Source organism: Proteus sp. CD3 (assembly GCF_008808075.1).
Lineage (GTDB): Bacteria > Pseudomonadota > Gammaproteobacteria > Enterobacterales > Enterobacteriaceae > Proteus > Proteus appendicitidis.
Genome location: NZ_CP019686.1, coordinates 2,959,742 through 2,986,088 on the forward strand (window position 1 = coordinate 2,959,742; position 26,347 = coordinate 2,986,088).

At 38.5% G+C, this 26,347-nt stretch carries 19 protein-coding genes and 3 tRNA genes; 9 read left to right on the top strand and 13 right to left on the bottom strand.

Translation table 11 applies throughout. The features are described 5' to 3' along the window. Positions 1-158 precede the first annotated feature (158 nt). From ptsG to syd, 4 genes are all read right to left on the bottom strand, one after another. Entirely contained in the window at positions 159-1,604 is a 1,446-nt protein-coding gene (gene ptsG / locus BTA34_RS13285) for a PTS glucose transporter subunit IIBC (protein WP_151435980.1), read from the bottom strand. Positions 1,605-1,906: 302 nt separating this feature from the next. Beyond that, on the bottom strand, positions 1,907-2,671 hold the full coding sequence (gene truC / locus BTA34_RS13290; protein WP_151435981.1) for a tRNA pseudouridine(65) synthase TruC: 765 nt from the start codon (positions 2,669-2,671) through the stop codon (positions 1,907-1,909). Positions 2,672-2,679: 8 nt separating this feature from the next. After that, the gene (locus BTA34_RS13295; RefSeq protein WP_151435982.1) at positions 2,680-3,003 is read right to left on the bottom strand and encodes a YqcC family protein; all 324 of its coding nucleotides are present in this window, start codon (positions 3,001-3,003) and stop codon (positions 2,680-2,682) included. 464 nt (positions 3,004-3,467) lie between these two features. Next, positions 3,468-4,019 (bottom strand): SecY-interacting protein, encoded by a 552-nt coding sequence (gene syd, locus BTA34_RS13300; RefSeq protein ID WP_151435983.1) that lies wholly within the window; start codon positions 4,017-4,019, stop codon positions 3,468-3,470. 156 nt (positions 4,020-4,175) lie between these two features. Here syd and queF point away from each other — a divergent pair, with 156 nt between their 5' ends. The 3 genes from queF (at position 4,176) to xni (ending at position 7,235) form a co-directional block, all read left to right on the top strand. Next, positions 4,176-5,021 carry an NADPH-dependent 7-cyano-7-deazaguanine reductase QueF gene (gene queF, locus BTA34_RS13305; protein ID WP_151435984.1) on the top strand — a complete coding sequence of 282 codons (846 nt, stop codon included), beginning with the start codon at positions 4,176-4,178 and terminating at the stop codon, positions 5,019-5,021. 90 nt (positions 5,022-5,111) lie between these two features. Beyond that, positions 5,112-6,479 (top strand): nucleotide 5'-monophosphate nucleosidase PpnN, encoded by a 1,368-nt coding sequence (gene ppnN / locus BTA34_RS13310; RefSeq protein ID WP_151435985.1) that lies wholly within the window; start codon positions 5,112-5,114, stop codon positions 6,477-6,479. Positions 6,480-6,485: 6 nt separating this feature from the next. Further along, positions 6,486-7,235: a flap endonuclease Xni gene (gene xni, locus BTA34_RS13315; protein ID WP_151435986.1), complete on the top strand. Its 750-nt coding sequence runs from the start codon at positions 6,486-6,488 to the stop codon at positions 7,233-7,235. Between the two features lie 131 nt (positions 7,236-7,366). Here the strand turns inward: xni and rlmM are convergent, their stop codons facing one another. Genes rlmM through BTA34_RS13330 form a run of 3 tightly spaced genes read right to left on the bottom strand, consistent with a single transcriptional unit; the run spans position 7,367 to position 9,816 of the window. Next, positions 7,367-8,464, bottom strand: coding sequence for a 23S rRNA (cytidine(2498)-2'-O)-methyltransferase RlmM (rlmM, locus tag BTA34_RS13320; protein WP_151435987.1), 1,098 nt, complete (start codon positions 8,462-8,464; stop codon positions 7,367-7,369). Beyond that, positions 8,457-8,852, bottom strand: a complete 396-nt coding sequence (locus BTA34_RS13325; protein WP_036913817.1) for a DUF423 domain-containing protein — start codon at positions 8,850-8,852, stop codon at positions 8,457-8,459. The genes rlmM and BTA34_RS13325 overlap by 8 nt, the downstream gene beginning before the upstream one ends. A gap of 43 nt (positions 8,853-8,895) precedes the next feature. After that, positions 8,896-9,816: a transcriptional regulator GcvA gene (locus BTA34_RS13330; protein WP_023582728.1), complete on the bottom strand. Its 921-nt coding sequence runs from the start codon at positions 9,814-9,816 to the stop codon at positions 8,896-8,898. A 663-nt stretch (positions 9,817-10,479) separates the two neighbouring features. Here BTA34_RS13330 and csdA point away from each other — a divergent pair. Both csdA and csdE read left to right on the top strand, forming a co-directional pair. Then, the gene (gene csdA, locus BTA34_RS13335) at positions 10,480-11,691 is read left to right on the top strand and encodes a cysteine desulfurase CsdA (RefSeq protein ID WP_151435988.1); all 1,212 of its coding nucleotides are present in this window, start codon (positions 10,480-10,482) and stop codon (positions 11,689-11,691) included. Positions 11,692-11,696: 5 nt separating this feature from the next. Beyond that, positions 11,697-12,137 (top strand): cysteine desulfurase sulfur acceptor subunit CsdE, encoded by a 441-nt coding sequence (gene csdE / locus BTA34_RS13340; protein WP_151435989.1) that lies wholly within the window; start codon positions 11,697-11,699, stop codon positions 12,135-12,137. A gap of 91 nt (positions 12,138-12,228) precedes the next feature. Here the strand turns inward: csdE and tcdA are convergent, their stop codons facing one another. Both tcdA and mltA read right to left on the bottom strand, forming a co-directional pair. Continuing rightward, positions 12,229-13,041, bottom strand: a complete 813-nt coding sequence (gene tcdA, locus BTA34_RS13345) for a tRNA cyclic N6-threonylcarbamoyladenosine(37) synthase TcdA (RefSeq protein WP_151436772.1) — start codon at positions 13,039-13,041, stop codon at positions 12,229-12,231. 110 nt (positions 13,042-13,151) lie between these two features. Beyond that, positions 13,152-14,246, bottom strand: coding sequence for a murein transglycosylase A (mltA, locus tag BTA34_RS13350; RefSeq protein WP_151435990.1), 1,095 nt, complete (start codon positions 14,244-14,246; stop codon positions 13,152-13,154). A 283-nt stretch (positions 14,247-14,529) separates the two neighbouring features. Here mltA and BTA34_RS13355 point away from each other — a divergent pair. From BTA34_RS13355 to BTA34_RS13365, 3 genes are all read left to right on the top strand, one after another. Then, a tRNA-Met gene (locus BTA34_RS13355) sits at positions 14,530-14,606 on the top strand. A gap of 30 nt (positions 14,607-14,636) precedes the next feature. After that, a tRNA-Met gene (locus tag BTA34_RS13360) sits at positions 14,637-14,713 on the top strand. 22 nt (positions 14,714-14,735) lie between these two features. Beyond that, positions 14,736-14,812 (top strand) — tRNA-Met (locus tag BTA34_RS13365). Between the two features lie 212 nt (positions 14,813-15,024). Here the strand turns inward: BTA34_RS13365 and amiC are convergent. Then, complete coding sequence (gene amiC, locus BTA34_RS13370; protein ID WP_151435991.1) at positions 15,025-16,287, bottom strand: N-acetylmuramoyl-L-alanine amidase AmiC; 1,263 nt, start codon at positions 16,285-16,287, stop codon at positions 15,025-15,027. Between the two features lie 240 nt (positions 16,288-16,527). On the opposite strand from amiC, the gene argA reads away from it, so the two are divergent. Then, positions 16,528-17,862 carry an amino-acid N-acetyltransferase gene (gene argA, locus BTA34_RS13375; protein ID WP_151435992.1) on the top strand — a complete coding sequence of 445 codons (1,335 nt, stop codon included), beginning with the start codon at positions 16,528-16,530 and terminating at the stop codon, positions 17,860-17,862. A gap of 73 nt (positions 17,863-17,935) precedes the next feature. On the opposite strand, the gene recD is transcribed toward argA, so the two are convergent. Genes recD through ptrA form a run of 3 tightly spaced genes read right to left on the bottom strand, consistent with a single transcriptional unit; the run spans position 17,936 to position 26,345 of the window. Then, positions 17,936-19,846 (bottom strand): exodeoxyribonuclease V subunit alpha, encoded by a 1,911-nt coding sequence (gene recD / locus BTA34_RS13380; protein WP_151435993.1) that lies wholly within the window; start codon positions 19,844-19,846, stop codon positions 17,936-17,938. Between the two features lie 2 nt (positions 19,847-19,848). Continuing rightward, a complete protein-coding gene (gene recB, locus BTA34_RS13385) occupies positions 19,849-23,460 on the bottom strand; it encodes an exodeoxyribonuclease V subunit beta (protein ID WP_151435994.1) in 3,612 nt (1,203 codons plus the stop codon). Further along, complete coding sequence (gene ptrA, locus BTA34_RS13390; RefSeq protein ID WP_151435995.1) at positions 23,457-26,345, bottom strand: pitrilysin; 2,889 nt, start codon at positions 26,343-26,345, stop codon at positions 23,457-23,459. Before ptrA ends, recB begins: the two co-directional genes overlap by 4 nt. Positions 26,346-26,347: the final 2 nt, after the last annotated feature.

Below are 26,347 nucleotides of genomic sequence, written 5' to 3' on the forward strand. Positions count from 1 at the left end.
TATTATTACTCATATTCAATTATAATATTACAATCATAATACTATTGAATAGCAGATAATAATTTCAAAAAAGAGTTTAATTCATACGCGCTATGATATAAAAAAACACGCTAAATAATAAATTTAAGCGTGTTTTTTTAGTTAAAGAGTGCTATTTATTATTCAGTAGTATCTAAAGACCTTATATATTCATCCATTTCAGTTTTTAGATTATCTGACTTAGGGCCAAAAATGGCTTGAATACCCGAGCCAACTACCACAACACCAGCAGCACCTAATCTTTTCAACTCATCACGATCGACTTTTTCAATTTCTTTAACGCCAATACGTAAACGAGTAATACAAGCATCTAAACTACTGATATTGTCCTTACCACCAAACGCAGCGACTAAAGATTGTCCCATTGCACTCTTATCAGCTTGTTTCGCGTTTTTATCTTCTACTTCTCGACCTGGGGTTTTCAGGTTTAGTTTCACGATTAAGAAACGGAAAATAGAGTAATAAGTTATCGCATAAAGTATGCCAATAATTGGGAATAAATACAGTTTACTGCTATTGCCACTCAATACGATAAAATCAATTAAACCATGAGAGAAACTTGTCCCATCACGCATACCTAACAAGATACAAATAACAAATGCTAAACCAGCTAAAATAGCGTGAATAACATAAAGAATAGGAGCGACGAACATAAATGAGAATTCGATAGGTTCAGTGATCCCTGTTAAGAAGGCAGTTAATGCCGCAGAAATCATGATACCACCGACTTTTACACGATTCTCAGGACGAGCTGAATGCCAAATGGCAATCGCGGCAGCAGGTAAACCAAACATCTTAAATAAGAAGCCACCTGATAACATGCCCGCAGTTGGGTCACCAGCCATATAGCGAGGAATATCACCGTGGAAGACTTGTCCTGCACTATTTACATATTCACCCACTTGCATTTGGAACGGTACGTTCCAGATATGGTGTAAACCAAATGGCACTAATGCACGTTCTACAACACCGTAAATACCAAAGGCGACAGCCGGGTTTTGATACGCAGCCCATTCCGAAAAACGTTGGATAGCGGTACCAATAGGAGGCCAAATAAAGGCTAGGATAATACCAACAAAAATAGCGATTAAGCCTGAAATAATAGGAACAAAACGTTTTCCGGCAAAAAATCCTAAATACTCAGGTAATTTTATGCGATAAAAACGATTAAACATAGAGGCAGCAATAATACCTGCGATGATCCCCCCTAATACCCCTGTATCAGTAAGGTGCTGAGCCTCAATTTCTGCTGGCGTTAAACCTAAAACCCAAGGAGCAACCACAATCATAGTTTTAGACATAATGCCATAAGCTACAACAGAGGCCAGTGCAGACACCCCATCATTATTGGTAAAACCTAACGCAACACCAATAGCAAAAATAAGTGGCATATTAGAGAAAACCGAACCACCAGCCTCTGCCATAACTTGAGAAACAGAAGATGGGATCCATGAAAGATCAGCGGAACCAACCCCTAATAAAATACCGGCAATAGGCAGTACAGATACCGGTAACATCAAGGACTTTCCGATTTTTTGTAAAACAACAAATAGGTTTTTAAACATCAAGCAGACTCCCGGACTGTGGGTTTTTATATGTTGTAAGTTTTTATTTGTTTAAAGTAGTGTAGGTTTAATTTCATAAACTTATCTAATGATAAGCCTTATTTATTTTACATCATAAAATAAATCGCTTAATGAATACATGATAGCTGTCACGTTTCAAACATGTGAACAGATCAATTAATAGAATTATATATTCTACAAATAATTAAAACAGATTATAAATTTGCGCAAACCATTAAGACTTAAGTAAAAAAGCCTTAATAGTCACACAAAGAAAGTAATATTGAAAATTAAGAAAGGAATTAAAAATGATGAGCTAAATCTTCACCATACTGCTCTAATTCAGGTCTTAATCCACGCCAACCAAATTGATTAATAAGGTGTTGCCAAGGCAGATCCCATTTAGCGGTTAAGTTAAGTGGTTGCAATGTGATTGGATGAATTAAGTTTAGATGGCTTGCATGTAACATCAAGCGATGAGATTGAAAATGATTTACAACACCACGGTTTTGACGCAAATCACCGTGAGCAGTATCACCAATAATTGGATGTCGAATATGAGACATATGGCGACGTAATTGATGCTTGCGCCCCGTTTCAGGACGTAACTCTAATAAACTAAATCGAGATGTAGGGTAGCGTCCAATCGCAACCTCTTTTTCAACAGTTCCTAATGGCTGACAGTGCGTCACGCACTCTTGGATTTGTGGAGGTTGAGTTGCAAATTTATCTGCAATTTTGTCGAGTTCTTCGACTAAAGGGCTATCAATAACAGATGCCTCTTCAACATATCCTCGAACAACAGCATGATAAATTTTTTCTGTTTTATGTTGCTCAAAAGATTGAGATAGCGCTCTAGCAACATCAGAAGAAAGTGCCATTAATAAAACGCCTGATGTAGGTCTATCTAGACGATGCACAGGGAAAACATGTTGCCCTATTTGATCTCTTAGTGTCTGCATCACAAACACGGTTTCATGTCTATCTAGCCAACTGCGGTGAACAAGCCAACCCGCAGGTTTATTCACCGCAACAAGATGTTCATCTTGATAAATAATATCTAGCATTATCGACCTTATGATTTAAACATTGCGTCAAGTTCACGCAAATGATTGAGTAAATCAGTAACATCTCGACTTTTATCGTCTTTAAATGCTTCTTCGTAATAAGGTGCGATTACAAATTTATTAGGTAATGGCATCTCGTTTTCAATCATTGATGACAATCGAGGAATTAATACCCACTGTAACCATTCATGAGCACTCATTGTATCAATACAGAAAGGCTCAACACTTTCAAATGCTTGATCAGTAGGAGATTCTAATTGCCATAGCTCAATGTTCTTCATCTCTTCTTCAATCAAGAGCAATTTCGCTAAAATGCGTTGTTCTAGTGTCATCATTTATCCCTTATATAAAACTTACGAATAAGGATAACATTGGGATGGAATAGCAGAAAACAAATAAAAAATAAAAGGAGCCGAAACTCCTTTTAGACAAGAAAAATAGTTGTCTGTACAACACATGCGTCCAAGCAAGACCGTTTTTATCTATCCCTGTGATTAAGTCCGTATCCACATTAATGGAAATATCCTATTTCCTGTGTCCTTGATTACTCTATATTTTATCGGTCACCAAACAGTCCCTTATTTGGTGAACGTAGAATGCCAATAATTGATTAGTTAAACAACCCACAAAACAAAAGCAATTAAATAGCCGTAACTATAAATAAAAACAATGAGTTAATAACTTATTGTTCTATTTAAATAAACCAATTTTATTTTTATCAGTGACGTTTTTTGATAAAAAAATACACGCTTTTTTGTAAGATATATCTCACAAGAAAAAAGGGCTATAGACTACGTCACTCATTATATACAGCGACTAATTCTGAGAGAAAGAGAGATAAATTTTCAGCTAAAACTTCTCTTTTCTTTTTGCCGAAAGTTTCAAGAATGACTTCACCAGAAACATTACACACGGAAATTATTTCGTTTTCTGAATCTGTGCTACCAATAAATAATGTGGGTGTAAGTTTTAAACGCTTTTGAGTCACCAAATGACCGATAATGTTCTCTTGTAAGCGAATAAAATCCTCTTCACTCCACACTTGGATCAAGCTGAAATCGACCTCTCTAAAACGAACCTGCATATCCCCAGCATACTGAGTGGTAAAGTAATTGTGCAATTCAGGACGAATAATAATCCCCATCGCTTTTTCAACTTTTTCTAGTTTATCTGTTCCTACAAAAGGCTGCGGTAGCCAGTAAACAACTTCATCGCCCGTTCTTGATATACAAATAGAAGGAACACCATAAAGATCTTCACTTGCAGGAGGTAAACCTGATTTTTCTTGCCACAAATCAACATACTTTTGCGTAAAGGCTTTTAATTCAGAGGAGATGTTTTCAGTCATGATTATCTGTTCTATCTATTTAAATAAGAATTTCCTTTATGTTACCTGATTATGTCACTAATTCAGAGCACCAAAAATAAAGCATTCATATACTATTGATGTTTCAATAGTATAATTAACCTTCTTTTATTTTCAGCTAAAGTTAGGATGTAAATTATGTCTTTATATCAAGGTGATAAATCTCTTGAAGCATTATCTTTGGGCAAAGAGACTCAATATCATGATCAATATGATGCCGGGCTATTGCAAGGTGTACCACGTAGCCTAAATCGAGATTCACTCTCTTTAACTGCTGAAAATTTACCTTTTCATGGTGGTGATATTTGGACTATGTATGAGCTATCATGGCTTAATAGTAAGGGCTTACCGCAAGTTGCTATTGGTCATGTTGAATTAGATGCAACCACTGAAAATCTTATTGAATCTAAAAGTTTTAAATTATATCTCAATAGTTTTAATCAAACTCGTTTTGAAAGTTGGGATCTCGTCGAAAAAACCTTGCTTAAAGATTTAACGACTTGTGCTAAAGGCAAAGTTAATCTAACTATTTATCCACTTTCGCATTTTACATCACAACCTATTGTTAATTTTGCTGGAGAGTGTATTGATGAACAAGATATTGAAATTGATAATTATCAGTTTGATATGCAATGGTTAAACGAATCGACAACCGATACACTGGTTGAAGAAACCCTTGTCAGCCATCTGTTAAAATCAAATTGCCTCATTACTAATCAACCAGATTGGGGTTCAGTTGCTATTCAATATAAGGGTAAAAAAATTGATCGTGAAAAACTACTACGCTATTTAGTTTCATTTAGACAACACAATGAATTTCATGAACAGTGTGTTGAGCGAATTTTCCACGATATCATGCAATTATGTAAGCCAGAAACATTAACTGTTTATGCAAGATATACGCGACGCGGTGGATTAGACATCAATCCTTGGCGCAGTAATTGTGAGTTTGTTCCAGAAATTAGTCGATTAGCCAGACAATAACGGAATAATGCCTGTATGTTAATATGATCTGTGTTATACCAAGATCAGTTGCACTTCAGTTTGTTATTTCAGGAGAAAAAGGAGTCCTACGTGATAACTCATGTCAGCCCATTAGGTTCCATGGATCTGCTTTCACAGCTAGAAGTTGATATGCTAAAGAGAACCGCAAGCAGTGATCTTTATCAGCTGTTTCGCAATTGTTCTCTCGCTGTTCTCAACTCTGGTAGCCTTACTGATAGTAGTAAAGAACTGTTATCTAAATACCAAGATTTTGATATTAACGTACTGCGCCGTGAACGTGGCGTCAAACTAGAGTTAGTCAACCCTCCTGAAGACGCCTTTGTTGACGGAAAAATTATTCGCTCACTGCAAGCTAACTTATTTGCTGTACTGCGTGACATATTGTTTGTTCACGGGCAGATCACAACAGCAAAACGTGATCTTCACCTGAACTTAGAAAATAGCACCCACATCACTAATACGATTTTCTCGATTTTGCGTAATGCACGAGCGCTTCATATTGATGAAGATCCTAATATGATTGTTTGCTGGGGCGGTCACTCAATCAATGAAACTGAATACCTTTACGGCAGAAAAGTAGGTAACGAATTAGGGTTACGCGAACTCAATATTTGCACAGGCTGTGGACCTGGTGCGATGGAAGCACCTATGAAAGGGGCTGCGGTGGGTCATGCTCAACAACGTTATAAAAATAGTCGTTTTATTGGTATGACAGAGCCTTCAATTATTGCTGCAGAGCCACCAAATCCATTAGTTAACGAACTGATTATTATGCCAGATATTGAAAAACGTCTGGAATCTTTCGTACGAATTGGACACGGAATTATTATTTTTCCGGGTGGTGTAGGGACAGCGGAAGAATTGCTGTATCTGCTTGGTATTCTTATGTCTCCCGAAAACCAAGACCAAGTATTACCACTGATTTTAACTGGCCCTAAAGAGAGCGCCGACTACTTTAATGTATTAGATGACTTTATCGCCAATACATTAGGCGACGAAGCTCGACGCCATTACCAAATTATTATTGATGATGCGCCTGAAGTTGCTCGTATCATGAAAAAATATATGCCTTTGGTAAAAGATAATCGTCGTAGTACGGGTGATGCTTATAGCTTTAATTGGTCAATGAAGATCAATACTGATTTACAGCATCCTTTTGAACCAACACATGAAAATATGGCATCACTTAATTTAAGCACCGATCAATCACCTGAGAAATTAGCGGCTGACTTACGTCGTGCATTCTCTGGTATTGTTGCAGGTAACGTAAAAGAAGTGGGTATGAAAGCGATTGAAGCTTATGGCCCTTATAAAATTCATGGTGATCGTGAAATTATGCGTCGCATGGATATTTTATTAGCAGGCTTTGTTGAGCAACATCGTATGAAACTTCCGGGTGGTACAGCTTACCAACCATGTTACGAGATTATCAGCTAATTTATTATGATACATTTGCTGATTATTGATGCTTTAAACCTGATCCGCCGCATTCATGCGGCATCAGGTTCTTCCTGCAAGACGGTGTGTGAACAAAGTGTCAATCAACTGCTTGGTCACACACAACCGACTCATGCCGTAGCCGTCTTTGATGAAGACGATAGAGACGGTAGCTGGCGACATCAACTGTTACCCGATTATAAAGCGGGTCGCACACCAATGCCTGATGACTTGCGACAACAATTACCTGAAATTAAAGCAATGTTACTTAATTTAGGTATACAAAGCTGGCACTCAGGGGGTGATGAAGCAGATGACGTTGCAGCAACATTGGCAACTAAAGTGGCAAGTGCGGGTTTTCGAGTCACGATTATTTCAACGGATAAAGGCTATTGCCAATTACTTTCTCCCTCTATTCGTATACGCGATTATTTTCAACGACGCTGGTTAGATTTAGAATTTATTAGAGCAGAATTTGGCGTCGAACCATCTCAACTTACCAACTATTGGGGCTTAACAGGCGTAAATAGTAGTAAGGTTGCTGGCGTTCCTGGTATTGGACCTAAAAGCGCTACCGAGCTTTTACAAATTCACCCAGATCTAGAATCACTCTATCTGCATATTGATGATGTTCCGACTAAGTGGAAAAACAAACTTATTACTCATAAAGAGTCTGCATTTATCAGCCGGAAAATCACAACATTGCGTACTGATATTCAATTAAACGGTAATCTACAACAGTTACGTTTAAAATAGCCAAGTTCCCACACGTTAAAACTTAACGAGTGAATATCTTTGAATAACTCGCATCCATTAAAAAGGCTAAGTTTCTATTTATAAACTTAGCCTTTTATTATCATCAATAAATCGATGTACTTTGAGCGGTTTTAGAACTCACGATCTGGTCGATAAGCAGCCCAAATATTTTGAATATGAACCGTTATCTCTTCTCTATCGTGATACAGGTGCTTAGCTTGGATCTTAACGTTGATCCCTTTTTCCGCTAACTCTGTCTTTATTTTTTCAAGAATATGAGAGACTTCCTCATAACGCTTTTTCATTGGCAGTTTTAGATTAAAGATAGCTTCACGACACCATTCATTAGCAATCCAAGTTGTCATTAATGCAGCAACTTTAGCTGGTTTTTCAACCATATCACAAACAAGCCATGTGATATTTTTAGAGGTCGGTTCAAATTTAAAGCCATCAACTTGGTGATGACGAACTTGTCCTGTATCCATCAAAGATTGTGCCATTGGGCCATTATCAACAGCATGTACCATCATACTGCGTTTCACTAATTGATATGTCCAACCACCAGGGCATGCCCCTAAATCAACCGCTTTCATTCCACTTGCTAAACGCTCTTCCCACTCCTCATAAGGAATGAAAATATGAAATGCTTCTTCGAGTTTTAATGTCGAACGACTTGGTGCATCTGATGGGAATTTTAATCGAGGAATACCCATATAAAATGCGGAGTTATTAAAACTATAAGAGTAGCCAACATAACAACATCCCGGTGCAATAAAAAACACATGGATAATAGGGCGGCTAAAATTCTCTACTTTCAGCAAAATTTTCTCATTACGTAAATGATTACGTAATGGCACCGTAAATTTACGGCAGAATTTTAATAACTCTTTGCTTTCGTTAGTATCTGCAACTTCAACTCGAAGTTCACCCGCTTTTTCGACAGCACCTTTTAGCATTCCAACTATCGGTGTAATTCTATCTTCTGGTGGTAAATCTTTAAGTAATTCACCAGTCACAAACATCTGACGAGCAAAAATTAATTCACGGAAATTCACTTCGCGCGCGATCTTGTCTGCTTCACCTTCTTGGTAGCATTCAAAAATCACATAACCACTTCCCTCTTTAACACGAGGAAAACCATAAACGCCGATTTGACCTGCTTTATCCGTAATCTCAGCCGCGCACTCTTTTTCAAAACCTTGGCGACAATATAATGCAACTTTATTCATGGCGAGACGCCGGTGCCCTTAGACGCAAAGCGCCAATAAAAATTAAAGCCCAACCAATAAGAAAACTAAATCCACCAATTGGCGTAAAATAAGATAACAATCTGACTTGTGTTAGCGCCATACAATAAAGGCTACCACTGAAAAGTAGAATACCAACACCAAAGAAAATACCCGCCCAATAAAACCATAAAATAGTTTTACGCATTAACATTGCCGCGATCCCGACAAGTAATAAGGTATGGACGATTTGGTAGCGCATCGCTAACTGAATATATTCCCAATGTTGTGGCGATAAATGAGGTGCAAGCTTATGAGTTGCAAATGCACCAAAAGCAACATAAAAGAAGCCACTAATCGCGGAAAACATAAGCAATGTACGACTATTCATTGTTTATTCCTTCCTATCTAGAAGATATTTGCCAATCGCAATATTAAGATGATGTCAGTAAACCTAGCTTTTCTTGCTCATTCGCTGCTTGAGATAAAATCCATTGGCGAAAAGCCGCAATTTTACCCAATTCAGCCTGACTATCTTGGCAAACTAAATAAAACGCATTTTTACTAACAAGGACATCTGGAAAAGGTCTTACTAATCGACCTGACTCTATTTCACTACGTGCCATTACATTATTAACTAATGCAACGCCTTGTCCATGTACAGCCGCCTGTATCACCATTGAACTATGGCTAAAAATAGGTCCTTGTTGCACATTTATCTGATTTTGTATCTCTAACTGACGTACATAAGCTTGCCAATCTCGACGAGATGTATCATGTAGCAGTGTATGATAAATCAGATCGGATGGGGTTTTTAGTGGTTTTTCACCTGTAAGTAAAGATGGCGCACAAACAGGTATCAAATATTCAGCATAAAGGCGGTCTGTACGTAACCCAGTCCAATTTCCTCTACCATAAAAAATGGCGACATCAACATCGTCAGCCAGCTTATCTTCTTCTCTATCAACAGCCTGAATTCGTACATCAATTCCCGGATAAGCTTGATTAAATCCAGATAGCCGCGGTACTAACCATTGAATAGCAAAACTTGGGGAAAGGCTAACGGTAAGCGCACCTTTCGCGCTTCGAGCTAATAATTTGCGAGTTGCCTCGTTAATTGATGAAAAGATTTCCTTAATATCGAGGTAATAACTCTGCCCTTCTTCGGTTAATAAAAGGGAACGGTTGCGTCTTCTAAATAATTTTAGCCCAAGGAATTCTTCTAATGTTTTAATTTGGTGGCTCACTGCTGCTTGTGTCACAAATAATTCTTCAGCGGCTTTAGTAAAACTTAAATGACGTGCCGCTGAATCAAAAACCCTAAGCGCATTTAATGGCGGTAAACGTTTAGACATATTCGGTTCTTAAACCCCTATTTTGGCTATTAGTAGACCCTAACTTTCATCATTAGTTTTTTTTATGCGAAGCATTATAATTTGTCCCTTGATGATTAGCCAGTAAATACCTATAGTAAGCGCACTTCCTAAGCCGGAACGAAAAGTTGTGTAGTAGCAATACTGCAAAACTTTTGGCTTTGTGGTTGTGATGTTGTGTTTGCAAGTTGTCTGGAAATTCCAGACTTAGTAGCCGATGCTACTGTTTTTTTTCACTTCCTGTACATTTACCCTGTCTGTCCATAGTGATTTTATAGTGCACCGCCAAGGCGGTGCTTTTTTTATTCCCTATTTTTCTCTACTTTTTAATTACTCTCACATACTATTTTGATGTTTTCATCCATTTTTTATAATGAAATTATCATCATTATTCTAAAAAAACTCACCACAGATGATCCCCAATAAATTAAAACAACAAAAAATAGGATATTAATCTGATCTCAGTGATTTTTTATTGAGTGAACTTTCATCATCTTAATCGTGTTATTATGGGTCTAATCGCGCATTACAAACGGATGCCCTTAGGTTTCCGTTATAAATAAATATAATTAACCGTATAATCTATATGCCCTATTTTTAACGACAAATCACGAAAATTTATTCGTCTACTATTACAGCCTAACTATGAACGCATTTTCACCTGATTTATTTCGACAACAATTTCCTGCTCTTAAAGAAAAGACTATTTATCTCGATAGTGCAGCAACTGCATTAAAACCTCTTGCCATGATAGAAGCTTCTGATGCGTTTTATCGCCATAATTTTGCGACGGTTCACCGTAGCCAATATCAGCACGCTAAAGAGACAACGCAACAATATGAAGCGACACGTCAACAGGTTGCCGACTTAATCAATAGTGCTGATAGTGATACGATTATTTGGACAAAAGGCACCACAGAATCACTCAACCTTATTGCTCAAGGTTATTTTCGCCCACGCTTACAAGCAGGTGATGAAATCATTGTTAGTGAGCAAGAGCACCATGCAAACCTTATTCCTTGGTTGATACTGGCAGAACAAACTGGCGCACGAGTGATCCGTTGGGCTATTGAGGATCATTTTTTACCTTCAATTAATAGCTTAAATGCTTTAATCAATAAGCGGACACGAATTGTTGCTGTTAGCCAAATGTCGAATGTGACAGGCGCTCAAATCGCATTAGATAAAGTGTCCCAATGCGTTCATCAATACGATAATTGCTTACTGGTTGTCGATGGAGCGCAAGGTATTGCGCATCACCCAACAGATGTCACAGCACTTGATATCGATTTCTATGTTTTTTCTGCTCATAAACTTTATGGTCCTAATGGATTGGGCATTTGTTATGGCAAACGAGAACACTTAGAGAACATGACACCTTGGCATGGTGGTGGAAAGATGCTGACTAACGCAACATTCGAAGGTTTTACTCCAGCCCCAATTCCTCAGCGTTTTGAAGCTGGAACACCTAATGTTGCGGGTGTTATTGCATTTTCAGCCACATTAGCATGGTTAGAAAAGCAAGATATGCACCTTGCTAATCAATATACTTTAGAGCTTGCAGAAGAAGCAGAGAAGCGTCTGAGTGAGCTAAATGGGTTTATCAGTTACCGAGCCGCCAACTCATCAGTTGTTTCTTTCAATTTTGAAGGTATTCATCATAGTGATTTAGCAACATTAATCACAGAGAAAGGCATTGCATTACGCACAGGGCAACACTGCGCACAGCCCCTTATTGATTCATTAAATATTTCAGGCTGTTTACGTATTTCTTTTATGCCTTATAATCAACTTTCTGATATTGATGCCTTTATTGACGCTGTTATTTTTGCGTTAACACTCTTAAAAGACGAATAATCATCATGACCAACATTACAACACAGCATCCTTTTGGCAATGAAATTACTCTAGATATCTTGCTTAATGATTTTCAAAAATCAAAAGCATGGGAAGATAAATATCGCCAATTGATTCAACTTTCTCGTAAATTGCCCGCATTACCTGATGAATTAAAAACAACAGAAAAAGAAATCAAGGGATGTGAGAACAGAGTGTGGCTAGGTGTCGAATTAAATAATGACGGCAAATACCATGTTTATGGCGATAGTGATGGTCGTATTGTAAAAGGCTTACTGACTATTATTTTAGCCTCTGTTGAAAATAAAACAGCGCAAGAAATAGCTGATATCGATATGTTAGCGATTTTTGATCAATTAGGATTGGCTAATCAAATTAGCCAATCTCGTACTGACGGAGTGAATGCAATTGTCGCGCGATTAAAATCACTCACCTCTCAGTATTAAGTTTTATACTCTAAATAATTCAAGATGTAGCTAGGCGACAAGCGAATGAGTCGCTAGGAGCATATATCAGTATGTGACTAGTGCGAATACTTTAAATATGACCAGTACGCTGCGCCTTTGCTAACATCTTCTTCAAAGCATGAGACACCGCAATAAAACCAAACGACGCCGTTACCATCGTTACGGCACCAAAGCCAGCTGAACAATCCATTCGTTTCACACCATCTGCGGTACTTTTAGCGGCACAAACCGTACCATCTCCTTGTGGATAAACGAGTTGCTCTGTTGAGAAAACACAATCGATCCCTAGTTTTCCCTTACTGTTTTTTACGACATTAAAATCAGACTTCAAACGCTCTCTTAATTTAGCCGCTAAAGGATCTTGAATTGTTTTTGCTAGATCAACCACTTGGATTTGTGTTGGATCAATTTGCCCACCAGCACCACCCGTTGTGATCACCGGAATTTTATAACGACGACAATAAGCTAATAATGCAGCCTTTGGTCTTACACTATCAATGGCATCAATGACATAATCAAAGTTGTTATTCATCATTTCAGCGACATTATCAACCGTGACAAAATCATCAATACTCGTCACTTTGCATTCTGGATTGATTGCTAAAATACGCTGTTTCATCACATCACATTTAGGCTGGCCCACGCTTTCTTTCAACGCATGTATTTGACGATTAGTGTTAGTCACACACACATCATCCATATCAATTAAGGTGATAGCACCAATACCACTACGTGCTAATGCTTCAGCAGCCCAGCTACCGACCCCACCTATACCCACGACACAAATATGAGCCTGAGCAAAATAAGACAACGCTTTTTGCCCATAGAGTCGCCCTATTCCAGAAAAGCGTTGTAAATATGAATCTGATAATGAATTTTGCATAATGCGATAACAACCTAAATAACAGAAATAATCACGGCTCTTAATATCCATAGCCATGTCGTTTGCATCATTTTACCGTTAATAATGAACAGATAAATAGTAAATCGTTTTTATGGCGCTGGGTTTAATAAGTTAAGTTGTGATTTTTTTAATACCCAAACACGCCCATAATGATTATAAAAACCTGCCATATGACCAGCATCTTTACCAATTCCATGATAAATATCGAAATGATGCCCTTTAATTGCCCCACCTACATCTAATGCCACCATTAAACGCATTTGGTATTCACCTGTAAAATTACCGCTATTATCAAGTACAGGAATTTCAGCAAGCAGCACCGTTCCGGCAGGAATAATACTTCTGTCGGAAGCCACAGAAGCAAGTGCAACAAGAGGAATAGCACTAGCGCCTCTGACTGGTGTAAAAGGCTCTGGTTTGAAAAACACAAATGACGGGTTTTCTTCTAATAATTTTCTGACTTCAGCATCATTGTGCTTATCAGCCCAATCTCTAATAGCAAGCATCGACATATCTTTTCTTTCTACTTCGCCATTATCAATAAGTACTTTGCCAATACTACGGTAAGGGTGCCCGTTTTTCCCCGCATAACCAAAGAACGTTAAAGGTTTACCATCACCAAAATCAACATAACCACTTCCCTGAACTTCCATCATAAAATTATCCATAATGGAGTTACTGTAAGCTGCAATTAAAGATTGGCTTAATGCACCATTATAAATAGCAGCACGAGAAGGCAATTTTGAACGACTATTAGCCGGCATTTTATAAAGAGGGTATTGGAATTCACCTTGTTGCGTTAAACGAGCTTCAAGAACAGGGGTGTAATATCCAGTAAACTGAACATTACCGTACTTATCGACGCCTTCCATTTGAAATGCAGAAAGATTGAATTGACGTAATTGGCGTGTATCTGCACCAGATCGTAACCAGTTTTCTACCGCCTGATAAGTCTCTTTATTGCTATTGTATAAGCGGGATGATGTTTGGTTTATCTGGTTTACTTGTTGTAAGTAATCAGGACCATTAATCGGTGTACCTTGCGTATTTGGCGAGCTTACCTCAATGAGATCTTGCTTAAGCTTTCCATCTTTATACTGTTGCCCTTGCTCTGTTGGACGATGACATCCTGTCAAAGCTAGCGCTAACATACCTAAAATTAACGATTTTCGCCAAGTAACCATTTTTGACCCGCTTAATGACTGAATTTGAGTGTTGATTTTGAGTTAGAAAGATACCAAAGCAAAATCAATAAAGATATGAATATGCTAATTGTTAAGGCTTTCTATTATCACCCAATCAATATGACTTTTAAACAACTCTCAATAACTTGAAGTATGACAAGTATAACTGCCTAAATTTGCATCTTGATGTGTTATTTCTGACCGTTTTTAAAAGAAAACTGTAAAAATTTCATAAAAAACTTGCAACTCAGCAGATCCTGAGTATAGTGCCCCTCTGTGGAGACGCGGGGTGGAGCAGCTTGGTAGCTCGTCGGGCTCATAACCCGAAGGTCGTCAGTTCAAATCTGGCCCCCGCAACCAATTCACAAAGCAGTAAGTTATAGTATCAGTCGCGGGATGGAGCAGCATGGTAGCTCGTCGGGCTCATAACCCGAAGGTCGTTGGTTCAAATCCAGCTCCCGCAACCAATTCTATAAACAACAATTCAGTCGCGGGATGGAGCAGCATGGTAGCTCGTCGGGCTCATAACCCGAAGGTCGTTGGTTCAAATCCAGCTCCCGCAACCAATTTCTCTTCAAGATTTCCTCTTATTTTATTTTCTCTCTTAATTTACAAACCTAATTTTATCCCTCATAGATTTACTAAATAAAATTTATTTTATCTCAATAATATATTGTATTAGATAGATTTATTGTGTTGAAAATACAATAAAAATGCCAATAGAAAGCGCATGATATTGGCTTTCTACTGGGCTATAAGAAAAGGAGATAGAGAAAGATTAGCTACGATCAGCTAAGGTTAATTCACCGCCATTGGCAAAATAAGCTTTGATCCCTTTAAAGATAGATTCAGCAATTTGTTGCTGGAACTTGGCTGTTTTCAGCTTTTTCTCTTCTTCAATATTACTGATAAAGGCCGTTTCAACCAGTATTGATGGAATTTCTGGCGCTTTTAATACCGCAAAACCTGCCTGATCGACTTTATTTTTATGCAGTTTATTAATCCCACCCATGAGCTTAAGTACTTCGCTACCAAATTTTAGGCTGTCATTAATTGTCGCAGTTTGCACAAGATCTAACATGGCGTGATCAACATAACGATCGCCGCTTTTACTTACCCCACCAATTAAGTCAGACTCATTTTGTGTTTGAGCAAGATAACGTGCCGTATTACTGGTTGCGCCCGTTTTTGATAATGCAAAAACAGATGAACCTCTCGCAGCGCGGTTTGTAAACGCATCAGCATGGATAGAAACAAATAAATCTGCCTGCATTTTCCGCGCTTTAGCAACACGTACTGTCAATGGAATAAAGACATCTTCATTACGTGTCATATACGCTTTCATTTTAGCGTCTTTATCAATAAGCGTTCTTAAGCGACGAGCAATTTGTAAAACCACATCTTTTTCACGCGTTTTATATTTACCAATTGCGCCCGGATCTTCCCCGCCATGACCTGGATCGATCATGATAATAATAGGTCTATCTCGCCCCGCTCGACCCGGTTTACGCGTGTCGGTTTGCGCTGGTACAGCTTGTTGTAAATCACCGTCGTTATATTCACGCAATAGCGCTAAGAGAGGATCGTCTTCCTTATCAGCACCATGGCTTGGGTAGAAATCTAACACCAAACGGTTTTTAAATTCAGCCACCGGTTTCAGCGTAAACATTTGGGGTTGTACAGGCGTTTTTACTTCAAATACCAGTCGTACTGTTTTAGGTGTATTTTGGCCAACGCGAATAAGTTTTAAATACGGATCGCTAGTCTGAACTTGATTAGCGACACCTTTCAATACGCTATTGAGTTGAATACCTTCTAAATCCACCACAATACGTTCAGGGTTTGATAATGCAAACTGACGATATTTCAGTGGCGTACTGGATTCTATAGTCACGCGAGTATAAGTCGAGGCAGGCCAAACCCTCACAGCAACAATCGATGCTGTGGCAGCAAGACCAACAGGACTAACACTTAACAATAATAACGCGCCAATTCCTTTAACAAGACGACGACGAGTTTGATTGTGCTCAGAATGACTCATGAAAATATTCCAAAAAAACGATTAACGTCAATAAACTCTAAAAAGAGATAAAAAAAGTTAAGAACAAAAAACTTTACCCAATCCACACTTCACTGTCACTTAAAAACAGCACAATTACTCACTTTTACACGAATATTCTGCCTTCAGGGAAAACAATAAGATAGGATTTTACTTGCCATTCCTCTCCAAAAAGAATAAAAATACATTAAATTAGAATAAAAATTCACTTGAGAGGGTTTTATGAAAGAGCGTAGCACCGAATTGGTTGATGGATTCCGCCACTCGGTTCCGTATATTAATGCACATAGAGGCAAAACATTTGTCATTATGTTGGGTGGCGAAGCCATTGCTCACGAAAACTTCCCATCTATCATTAATGATATTGGGTTACTACACAGCCTAGGCATTCGTTTAGTGGTTGTTTATGGCGCTCGCCCACAAATTGACACTGCGCTTGAAATACAAAAAGTATCTCCGATTTATCATAAATATACGCGTATCACAGATAGTAAAACCTTAGAAATCGTTAAACAAGCTGCGGGCACATTGCAATTGGATATTACGGCTCGCCTCTCAATGAGTTTAAGCAATACGCCATTACAAGGTGCGCATATTAATGTTGTTAGTGGTAATTTTGTTATCGCACAGCCATTAGGGGTTGATGATGGCGTTGATTATTGTCATAGCGGAAAAATTCGTCGTATCGATGAAGAAGCCATTCACCGCCAGTTAGACAGTAATGCTATTGTATTAATTGGCCCAGTTGCAGTGTCTGTTACAGGTGAAAGTTTTAATCTCACCTCAGAAGAAGTGGCAACCCAGCTTGCGATAAAACTTAAAGCACAAAAACTGATCGGATTTTGCTCATTTCAAGGTGTTATCGATGAAGAAGGCCACATTGTTTCTGAGCTGCTACCTAATCAAGCTGAAGATAAAATTCAAGAGCTACAAACAGAAGGTGATTACCATTCAGGCACAGTAAGATTCTTACGGGGAGCGGTTAAAGCCTGTCGTCGTGGTGTAGAACGCAGCCACTTACTAAGTTATCAATCTGATGGTGCGCTTATTCAAGAATTATTCTCTCGTGATGGTATTGGTACTCAAATCGTCATGGAGAGTGCAGAAAAAGTTCGTAGAGCAAATATTAATGATATTGGTGGCATACTCGAACTTATTCGCCCATTAGAACAGCAAGGTATTTTAGTCAGACGTTCAAGAGAACAATTAGAAGTTGAAATTGACCAATTCACTATTATTGAACGCGATAATATGACTATTGCATGCGCAGCGCTTTATCCTTACCCATCAGAAAAAATTGGTGAAATGGCTTGTGTTGCAGTACATCCAGATTATCGCAGCTCTTGTCGTGGCGAGGTCTTGCTACAACGCATTTCAGCACATGCTAAGCAATTAGGATTAGAAAAGCTGTTTGTTCTCACAACTCGTAGCATACACTGGTTTCAAGAAAAAGGATTTGAACCTGCTGAAATTGATAAACTCCCTATTGAAAAACAAGCTCTTTATAATTACCAACGCCGTTCTAAAATTTTGATCCTAGACTTACATAAAGAGTAACTACCAAGCACAAAAAAAGACAGGTATCCCTCTCAATGCCTGTCTTTTATTATTTTCCACGATTAGCTAACAGCTAATAACGTAATTTATCAATTAATCCACTTCGACGTTGAATACGCGTTTGTATTGCCATTTTCACCATAGACTCTGAAGCATAAAGAGAAAGCTTTTGTTTAGCGCGGGTTAATGCGGTATATAACAATTCTCGACTCACAACAGGTGAAAATTTATCGGGGAGTACTAATGCAGTATGGGTAAATTCCGAACCTTGTGATTTATGCACCGTCATTACATACGCAGTTTCATGCTGTGGTAATCGGCTAGGTTGGATCGCTTTCAATTTTCCATCCGGTAGTTGGAAAAACGCTTTCATTTCACCTTCATCGTTATTGAGCATAATACCAATATCACCATTAAACAGACCTAATGTACTGTCATTTCGTTGGATCATAATGGGGCGACCAATATAATCACTTTGATAACTGTTTGTAGGGCGACGGATCAATCGCTGGCGATGCAATAACATCTCAATTCTGTCATTTAAACCACTCACACCAAAAGGACCTTCTCTTCGTGCGCACAATAAACGGTATTGGTTAAATGCATTAAGAATAATATCAGGTGATGCTTTTTGAGAAACTAAAGTGAGATACTCTCGATAGGCATTAGCGGCATCTTGTATCATCAGTAAATAGCTTTCTTTTGACTCTAAAGCAATAAAGCTCACATCTTGAGGCGCTAATGCTATTTCAAGCTGTTGCGGGCTAACCTCAGCCTTTTTTAATAACGCAATCGCTATTTTGGTTTGTCCTTTATTAACCGCAAAAGCAAGTTGCCCTATCCCTGAATCTTCACCAAAACGATAGCTTTTACGTAATAGACACAGAGAATCACTGACGACAGAGACTGGCGTTTGAGAAACAGGAATAATATCCGTAGATTTAACCAATTCACCTTGAGTTAAATGATTAATCTGATCAAACCTTTTTTGACTGAAACCATCTTCAGAAAAACGGCAAATATCACCTAATACAGCCCCCGCCTCAACAGAAGCAAGTTGGTCTTTATCACCTAAGAAAATAACGTGGCATTTTGATGGGAGTGCATCAATCAAGCGCGCCATCATGGGTAAATCAACCATTGAGGCTTCATCAACAACTAAAATATCAAGCTGTAATGGATTATCTTTATGGTAACGCACTTGCTGGCTTTCAGGCTGAGCGCCTAATAAACGATGAATAGTTTGTGCTTGCTTTGGCATCCACTTATTTTCTTCTTCGCTTAAATTAAGTTGCGCCAACGCCTTTCCTAAAGATTCCGTTAATCTCGCAGCCGCTTTACCTGTAGGAGCCGCTAATTGAATAATCGGCTTTTCATTCGATGTGAGCATCACAAAAGCCGCTAAAATTTTAGCCACTGTTGTGGTTTTCCCCGTTCCGGGACCGCCTGAAATAATAGAAATAGGGCTTGTAATAGCAACACTGGCAGCCACTTTTTGCCAATTTGTTTCTTGGCTTTCTTTCGTGACGGGAAAAAGCTGGTTGAGCACCTTAATTAATTCATTTTCATCAATATCAACAATGGTGTGCTCTTGCCTAAAAAATTGAGCAACTTTCTCTTCATAGCTCCACATTCTTTGTAAATAAAGAAGTTCATTATCTAAAATAATCGGAGAAGGAAGATCATCGCTACTTTGACTAACGCAATGACAATGGGTCAACTCTTCTACTATTTTTTTAGCCGAAGGCTTACCCATTTTTTGCCAAATCTCTTGTGAAAACTCTTTTTGCCTACCATCAAACAGTTGATCTTTTTGAATAATGTTTAATGGTAAGCAAACGTGCCCCGCGCCAGTTTGAGCGCTCAAATAAGCAAATAAAAACAGTAAAATTGGGTTCTCATCTTCAACCAGCATTTGTGCAAATCGAAGATCTAAAGGTCGTAGTAAGTTTTGTGTAATCGCTTGTTCTAATAGTTTGATCATTTTTATTTCTCACCGACTACATCGGGTTTGCTTGTTTTACCTGCAAATAATGAATCTAACGCCAAAACAAAAGCTTCATCAGGCAAATAGGCATAAACCCCATTTCCGGGATGTTCTTTATCTATACCCCGTAAAAAAAGATAATAAATACCACCAAAATGAGTTCGGTAATCATAATCAGGAATACGTTGCTGTAAAAAACGATGTAACGCTAAGGTATAGAGTTGATATTGCAAGTCGTAGCGATGATCCATCATTGCATTCATCATCGCTTCTTGTGTGTAATCCTCACTCGATTCACCTAACCAATTCGATTTATAATCCACAACATAGTATTTACCTTCCCAAGAAAAGACTAAGTCAATAAAGCCTTTTAGCATTCCTTCTACTTGTTGAAATTGCAAAGCAGGACAACGTTTTGATAGAGGATCAAACTGACTAATTAATTGAGTCAATTGGGCTGATGATACTTCTTTCTCAATAGGTAAATAGAATTGCAATTCATCAAGTTGTTGTGATTTTGGGATATCAGCAAGACACAATCCTTGAGAATTAAGCGGTGTATGAAATAGCGTTTCCATCCATGTCACTAAAAGAGTCGCCCACTTTTCATCAAAGCCTTGGGCCGTCAATTGTTCTTGCATCCACAGCTCATCAATAGGCTGCGAAAAATCTAATACTTCCAGCAAACTATGTAAGAATGTTCCTGCTACTGCACCTCGAGGAAAATGATGAATAGAATTTTCATCAACCTCTCCTTGTTGCTTTTCACCTTTAGCATCTGTATCAAGCCCCGGTGCGATAGATTGCACCAAAGCCTCAATATCACCTAAATCAAAATGATAACCGCGATTTGAATGCTGATAGGTTAATCCTGAATAGCTCGTTATACGCCAATTATCATGGATCTGACGTTTAAATATAGCGGCTTCAAGTTTTGTTTCAGCCATTAATTGAGGCTGATAGCGATGTGCTGATATATTATCAAGCGTTGTTACACTGATATTATCATCTAATAAAGCGTGAATTGATTGATGCAATAATTCACTATTGCCTTCCTCGCCCTGCTGTAATAAATACCCTAAAGCATTCTTATGCAGATCGGTAAGCCCTGATTTACGTTTAGTCCCCTTAACCAGAGGCGCAACACCAACATAACAGCAGAATTTAGATCGTGTTAATGCCACATAAAGTAAGCGTAAATCTTCAGCCAAGCGCTCTTCATCCGCTAAGCGTAAACTTTCAGGTCGGCTGAAAATATCTAATTTCGCGTGAAATTTTTCTCTGTCATGATAAAGCGCCCCTTTTTGTTCTTGGTAATTACAAGCAAAAGGTAAGCAAACAATAGGATATTCAAGACCTTTAGATTTATGGATAGTACAAATTCGCACAAGATTTCGGTCGCTTTCCAAACGCATTTGTTGACTTTCAGATTGTGCATCAGGATGAGAGATCTGTTGTGCTAACCAACGAATAAGGGCGTGTTCACTATCAAGTTGTAATGAAGTTTCTTGTAATAATTCACCAATATGCATGATATCTGTAAGTCGGCGCTCACCATCAATACTTGCGAGTAAATTTTCTGCAATTTGATTATCCATCATGATCTTACGCAACATGGGTAAAACACCACGCTTTTGCCATAGTACATAGTAATCAGCAAATTTCTCCACGTATCTATTCCAGCGTGCCTCATTGCGGTTCAGATCATCAATTTGCTTTGCGCTAAAACCAAATAATTGGCTGGCTAAAGATGCCCTTAAAACACGTTCTTTCTCCGGTGTGACAACCGCTTGTAATAACCAAAGTAGATCTTTAGCTTCATTGGTTTCAAATACACTTTCACGATTGGATAAGAATACAGATTGTATTGAAAGCAAATTCAGTGCATCACGGACCAATATCGCTTCTCTACGGCTACGCACCAGTACCATAATATCCGCAGATGTAACCGCTTTTTTTGCGCCTTGCTCAATCAGCCAAGCCTGTTGCTGATCCCCTGCGGATAACCAATCACGAATTTGTGCGGCACATTGCGCTGCCATGATTTGCTCATAATTTCCCGTAGAAACACTTTCGCCTTCAGCAAGCCAAAAATTAACAGGCGAAATCGGTTTATCATGGTAAATAAAGACCATGTCTTGGTTTTTTTCAGCCGAACTTACTTCAATAAAAGGGATATGCTCAAATAAAAATGGCGCATTGGAGCGCATAAAAAGCTTGTTAACTGCATTCACCATACCCGGTGCAGAGCGCCAGTTAGTATTTAATGTGTAGTGATGAGATGTCTGCTTTCGGGCTTGAATATAAGTAAAAATATCCGCACCACGGAATGCATAAATTGCCTGTTTAGGATCACCAATAAACAATAACCCGCTGTTTTCATGCTCACCATAAATGGCATCAAAAATACGGTATTGTTGGGGATCGGTGTCTTGGAATTCATCGATCATTGCAACTGGGTAGCGTTCACGAATAGCTTGCGCTAAAGCCTCACCACCTTCACGTTTCAATGCTCTGTCTAAACGTGTTAATAAATCATCAAATCCCATTTCACCACGACGCATCTTTTCATTTTCAATGCCTTGGCGTATTTCAGGGATCGCGTTGGCAAGAATAACATCTCGCAGAGTCAGGCTCTGCTTTGTTAATCGTTCAATTTCAACAAAAAGAATATGCTCTGGTGCGGGACCTTTCGTTGCCTTTTCATTCAGCGTTTCTTGAGAAAAACGAACTAAACAATCAGGTAATTGATAGCTTTTCGTTTCTAATGTTGACGCCCACAGAGTAATTTCTTCAATCCATTTGGGTAAGAAACGACTGCTATAACTACGTTTATCAACACCTGAAGCGGTTATCCATGCTTCAACTTCATGATGATGTTCATGCCAACGCGCTTTCACCTTGTTAATGGCTTCAATAACCGCTTGATGACGCTCTTTGACTGATTCATTTTCACTGTCTAATGCCACACCTTCAATTTCAGGCATTTCACCTTGTAAATAAGGCTGTATTTCATAAAGCAGTTGTTCAGGGCCAGACCAAATCTGGCTTACGGCATTAGCAACATCATAAGAAAGTGGATAACAGTGCCGTCGCCAAAAGTCAGCACATACCCGTTTTTTTAGCTCATATTCATCTTGGATCAAGACTTGTTCAAACAAGACTCCTGATTCAAATGCATTGTTTGCCAACATACGTTGGCAAAAGCCATGAATGGTATAAATAGCCGCTTCATCCATTTGTCGTTCGGCTTCTAACAACCACTGTGCAGCCAGCTCTTTATTAGGGATCTGTTTAAGTAACTCATCATAAGTATGATCGCTACTTTCAACATCATGACGGATACAGGCAAGTCTTAGTTCATGAATATTTTTACGAATACGGGCTCGTAATTCATCTGTCGCCGCATCCGTAAATGTCACAACTAAAATCTCTTCAACATTGAGAGGGCGGTAGAATGCAGACTCTCCGCCTAATCCAAGAAGCAACCGTAAATACAACAACCCGATGGTATAAGTTTTCCCCGTTCCCGCTGACGCCTCAATGAGGCGTCTTTGGTACAAAGGAAGTGTATACGGGTTTAATGGCTGTGCCTGTATCACTTCACTCACTCTTTAATTTCCTCAACAGGTAAGGTTTTTTGTAATTCACTTACCGTAGCATAACGTTTCCATTGTTTATTTTCGGCATAATCAGCATCTTTGCCATCTTTACCAATAATTTGAGAAACAAAAATAAAGCCGTTTGGTTTTATAATTGCTTTTTCATAAAACTCAATAGCTTGTTTTAACGTTACTTTATTAAGCTCCGCTAAGAATTTTTCACGTCCATCATATTTTAAGTTATTACGATGGAAGTCATTTCGATAAAGAGAAACTTCTTCATAGAACGTTTGAGGTGGCTGTTTAACTTCGGTAATAATCGCCTGTTTATACTGATTAAAATCAGCCTCGTTCATTTTTTTCAAACGCTCGTAAGCTTGTTGATAAAATGCGTTATAACGCTGATTTAAATAGGCTGGTGGTTTTGCATTACTTTGTAGTAAAAAGCCGATACCTGATTGCTCACCCATAGTGGCTTGATAAGCAAATACAGCATAACCAAGTTGCTCTTCTGTTCTTAATTGATCATAGAACCAAGGCTTGATAACAGACGATAACACTGAAGAAATTGCCTGACCTTCAAGACGGCTATAGCCAGTTGGGATATAAAGCTCCCCTAATGCGTTATCTGTGCTCTTCGATTTATTTTGGAATTCAACCGCATTTAATTTATTGAATACTAATGTTTCACCGATCCAATATTCTGTGCCTTGATTACCTAATAATTCGTGTGCAGATTTAGCAATATCGCGGCTTTGCTCTGGTGTTAAGTTACCAATAATCAGCGCTTGAAGTGCGGCATTTTTAATTACGTCACGGCGATTATCAATAATATCTTGTAGTGTAATTGACTCTAATGCTTTGAGTTTTTCGGCTTCTTCATAGTACGGGATCGTATTTAATCGACGAGCCGGTAACATAGCGGCTTCAAAAGCTTTTAAGTTATGAGTCACTTCAAGTTGTTCACGATACCAAGATTTAGCTTGATCCAACTCTTCTTGAGTTGATTCAAAGCTCATATAGCTTTTCAGTGTCGCATTAACGAGTTCTGGTAAATGTTGCGTATAACCATTCATTGAAAAATCAATACCTTGTCCTGATGAGGATGAGATATTCATTCCAGCAACAGACGCTTGGTAAGATAATTCACTTAATGCTAAACCAGCGAGATAATCCGTTAAGGTTTGTGTCACTTGTTGCTTAACAGTAATGTCTGATTTTTTATTCACTAAACTTAATGTCACACTGGCTTTAGGCTCATCAGAAAAATAGTGCGATGGCATATAAAACAAGCGAGCGCTTTTATCTTGCCACAATAATTGTGGTTTGGTGATTTTGCTGTCCGCATCAATCAATGAAAGATTATCAGGGATATAAGGGTTCAGTGCTGGCAGTGATAATGAAATATCATCTGATAATGTTTGCCATGTTTTTAATTGCTTATCTGTGATTTTATCAACCTGATAAGGCGCATTAACAAAATAGGCTTGTTTGTTAGAAGGTTCATTAGGGCTTATTACCCAAATACGTGCTTTCTCTGGTGTAAGAGAATCAAGACGAGAAAGAATAGCTGAAGGTTGATAATTATCAGCAATATAGTCTGCATCTAGAATATTTTTGATTGGATAACGTAGCATCATATCCGAAATGCCTTCTATGTAATTCATATCTCTTACAATAGAGCCATAACGAAATGAGAGATCTAATACATTCGCAATTTCATCAAAATAACGCTGACTGATACCTTCTGTTTGAATTAAACGAATGTACGAAAAGATAGCGGAAATCACTTTATCTTTTTGCGCTAACCCTTTATCGGTTAACGAAACATAAATGGTAAACGAGCCTTGGTTACGATCGATATATGGCTCTGAGAACGCACTAATATTTTCGGCTAAACCTTGGTCTTGTAACCATGTTGCTAAAGTGCCTGAGCTACGATTGCCAATTAAATAGCCAATGTATTCGTCAGTTTTACTGCGAAAATCAGCAACGTTGTTATCTATACCAAACTCAATTTGTAAAGTCTTTTGCGGTTGCGCTGGTACTAAGTGGATCATTAACCCTTTTTCTTTATCCGTCATAGCAGGTACTGTGGTGACTGGCACATCTGCCTTTTTATTCGGGATACGAGCGAAAGTGTTTGCAGCTAATTTAGACAATTCATCAAGTGATTTATTGCTGTAAATTACCCCATTCATTAAATTGCCAGAGTAGTGTTTTTGATAGAATTTTATTAACTCATCTTGAAGCTTGCTATTTGGCTTATCACTTAATGTTTCTAGATTCCCGCCCATAAAACGAGAACTTGGATGTGATGGGTTTAAAGTTTCTGCTCTGACTTGCCAAAAACGCATACCATCGCGCGCACGCGCCATTGTTAATTCTGCATTAACAGCATTACGTTCACGATCTGCATTTTTAGGATCAAGTAAAGGTTCAGCTAAAGCATCAGCAAGACGATCAACCGCTTCATTAATAGCACTATTTTCCACTTCTAAATAGAATGCAGTGCGATAAGTCGTTGTACTCGCATTATGAGAGCCGCCATTCTTTTGTAAGAATTCAGACATACTGCCTGATTGAGGGTATTTAGCCGATCCCATTAGCACCATATGTTCTAAATAGTGCGCAAGACCTTGCTGACTATCTGGATCTTCTAATGCACCAACAGGTAATGCAACCGCTGTTAATGATTTAACTGCTTTTTCATCAGAAACCAGTAATACGGTCATTTCATTAGGTAGTTTGATCGCTTGATATTGTCGTGGATCGCTCTCACTTTTTTCAATACTATCAGGCAATACTTGCCAGAGTGGATCAGCCGCAAAACTATTGATACTCACTAGCATCAATAGCAACATGATCCATAGTTGCGAGCAGTATTTTCTCATCT

Excerpts from the sequence above, each read along its gene's own strand:
- ptsG (WP_151435980.1), bottom strand. The coding sequence starts at position 1,604 with ATGTTTAAAAACCTATTTGTTGTTTTACAAAAAATCGGAAAGTCCTTG.
- truC (WP_151435981.1), bottom strand. The coding sequence starts at position 2,671 with ATGCTAGATATTATTTATCAAGATGAACATCTTGTTGCGGTGAATAAA.
- BTA34_RS13295 (WP_151435982.1), bottom strand. The coding sequence starts at position 3,003 with ATGACACTAGAACAACGCATTTTAGCGAAATTGCTCTTGATTGAAGAA.
- syd (WP_151435983.1), bottom strand. The coding sequence starts at position 4,019 with ATGACTGAAAACATCTCCTCTGAATTAAAAGCCTTTACGCAAAAGTAT.
- queF (WP_151435984.1), top strand. The coding sequence starts at position 4,176 with ATGTCTTTATATCAAGGTGATAAATCTCTTGAAGCATTATCTTTGGGC.
- xni (WP_151435986.1), top strand. The coding sequence starts at position 6,486 with ATGATACATTTGCTGATTATTGATGCTTTAAACCTGATCCGCCGCATT.
- rlmM (WP_151435987.1), bottom strand. The coding sequence starts at position 8,464 with ATGAATAAAGTTGCATTATATTGTCGCCAAGGTTTTGAAAAAGAGTGC.
- BTA34_RS13325 (WP_036913817.1), bottom strand. The coding sequence starts at position 8,852 with ATGAATAGTCGTACATTGCTTATGTTTTCCGCGATTAGTGGCTTCTTT.
- BTA34_RS13330 (WP_023582728.1), bottom strand. The coding sequence starts at position 9,816 with ATGTCTAAACGTTTACCGCCATTAAATGCGCTTAGGGTTTTTGATTCA.
- csdA (WP_151435988.1), top strand. The coding sequence starts at position 10,480 with ATGAACGCATTTTCACCTGATTTATTTCGACAACAATTTCCTGCTCTT.
- csdE (WP_151435989.1), top strand. The coding sequence starts at position 11,697 with ATGACCAACATTACAACACAGCATCCTTTTGGCAATGAAATTACTCTA.
- tcdA (WP_151436772.1), bottom strand. The coding sequence starts at position 13,041 with ATGCAAAATTCATTATCAGATTCATATTTACAACGCTTTTCTGGAATA.
- mltA (WP_151435990.1), bottom strand. The coding sequence starts at position 14,246 with ATGGTTACTTGGCGAAAATCGTTAATTTTAGGTATGTTAGCGCTAGCT.
- amiC (WP_151435991.1), bottom strand. The coding sequence starts at position 16,287 with ATGAGTCATTCTGAGCACAATCAAACTCGTCGTCGTCTTGTTAAAGGA.
- argA (WP_151435992.1), top strand. The coding sequence starts at position 16,528 with ATGAAAGAGCGTAGCACCGAATTGGTTGATGGATTCCGCCACTCGGTT.
- recD (WP_151435993.1), bottom strand. The coding sequence starts at position 19,846 with ATGATCAAACTATTAGAACAAGCGATTACACAAAACTTACTACGACCT.
- ptrA (WP_151435995.1), bottom strand. The coding sequence starts at position 26,345 with ATGAGAAAATACTGCTCGCAACTATGGATCATGTTGCTATTGATGCTA.